This is a genomic window from Moorena sp. SIO2C4 (assembly GCF_010672485.1).
Lineage (GTDB): Bacteria > Cyanobacteriota > Cyanobacteriia > Cyanobacteriales > Coleofasciculaceae > Moorena > Moorena producens.
In genome coordinates, this window is record NZ_JAAHGN010001456.1 from 1 (window position 1) to 1396 (window position 1396).

The 1396-nt window shown below is 43.6% G+C and carries 1 protein-coding gene; it reads right to left on the reverse strand.

Translation table 11 applies throughout. The annotated features are described in order from the left end of the window. Positions 1-16 precede the first annotated feature (16 nt). On the reverse strand, positions 17-1219 hold the full coding sequence (locus tag F6K20_RS38550) for an RNA-guided endonuclease InsQ/TnpB family protein (RefSeq protein WP_287298448.1): 1203 nt from the start codon (positions 1217-1219) through the stop codon (positions 17-19). Positions 1220-1396 lie beyond the last annotated feature (177 nt).

Sequence of the window (1396 nt, forward strand, 5' to 3'; positions counted from 1 at the left end):
TTGACACTCCCCACGATTAGAAATCGGGGGATTCTCGGTTCAGCGAGCCAACTTGCTCAACCAGGTCGGAACCAGGAAGAGTAGAGGTCGAGTCTCCCCGAGCGTTGATATAAGTTCCGGTGTGCCCCACCGTACTCAAGGCTTTCGTTAAGATGTTGATTGCGGCGTTGTGGTCTCTGTCTAACTCACATCCACATTCACAGACATGAGTTCTGGTTGATAGTGACTTTTTCACTACTGCACCACACGCCGAGCAGTTTTGGCTAGTATAAGCAGGATTGACTGCAACCGTAATCCTGCCAAATTTTTCGCCAAAATACTCTAGCCATTTCCTGAATTGATACCAACCTGCATCATTAATAGATTTAGCCAGACAATGGTTTTTAACCAGGTTTTTAACTCTCAAATCTTCATAGGCGACCAAGTCGTTAGACCGGATTACGCAACGTGCAACTCTCTTTGCATGTTCTTCACGCTGCCTACTTATTTTAAGATGTTGTCTACCTAGTCTATTAATCGCTTTCTTTCGGTTAGCGGAGCCTTTCTTTTTTCGGGAAACTCGGCGTTGATAGAATTTTAAGCGTTTCTCGCCTTTTCTGTAAAATCTAGGATTGGGTTCTGCATATCCATTTGAGTCCGTATAAAACTCTTTCAAGCCAACATCTAGGCCGACATTACAGCCAGTGGCTTGTAACTGTTCTGAAGTATCAACTTTTACGCAAAACTGAATGTAGTAGCCATCAGCTCTTTGGACTATACGAACCCGCTTGATGAGTTTCTGGTCGAAACGCCACAAGTCCCAAGTGCCCTTAAGCTTGACTTGACCTATCCCTTTCTTGTCGGTAAATTTTATAGATTTCTTGTCTGGGGATAGTTTCCACCCAGATTGCTTATACTCGACTGACCTAGAATACTTCTTGAACTTAGGGTATCCTTTCTTGCCAGGAACCTTCTTTTTGCAGTTGTCAAAGAAGCGTTTAATAGCGCGTTCTACGTTCTCAACAGATGCTTGACAAGCATGGCTGTTAAGATGTTTTACAAATTCAAATTCATCCCTTAGTTGAGTGTTGTAGCGATAGAGTTCTTTCTTTCCAATTCCACGATTATCCATCCAGAATCGGAGCACCTTGTTTCTGACAAAGCGAGCTGTCCTAATAGCTTCATTTATTGCTACTCTCTGACTCTCTTTCAAGACAGCCTTGAACTCCATTACTAGCACTCTATTCTCACCTCCTTTGGTGTAGTTTCTTTACTTACTATTATAGTCGTTCGCGCAGCGTCGGCTTTGCCGAATCCAAAGATGCTAAAGTTCCCGAGTAATCAGGGAATAAATTCCTGTTCGGGCTAACCCCATAGATAGAATCTAGGGGCTTGCGCCCTCAGGGTTTTCGGTCAA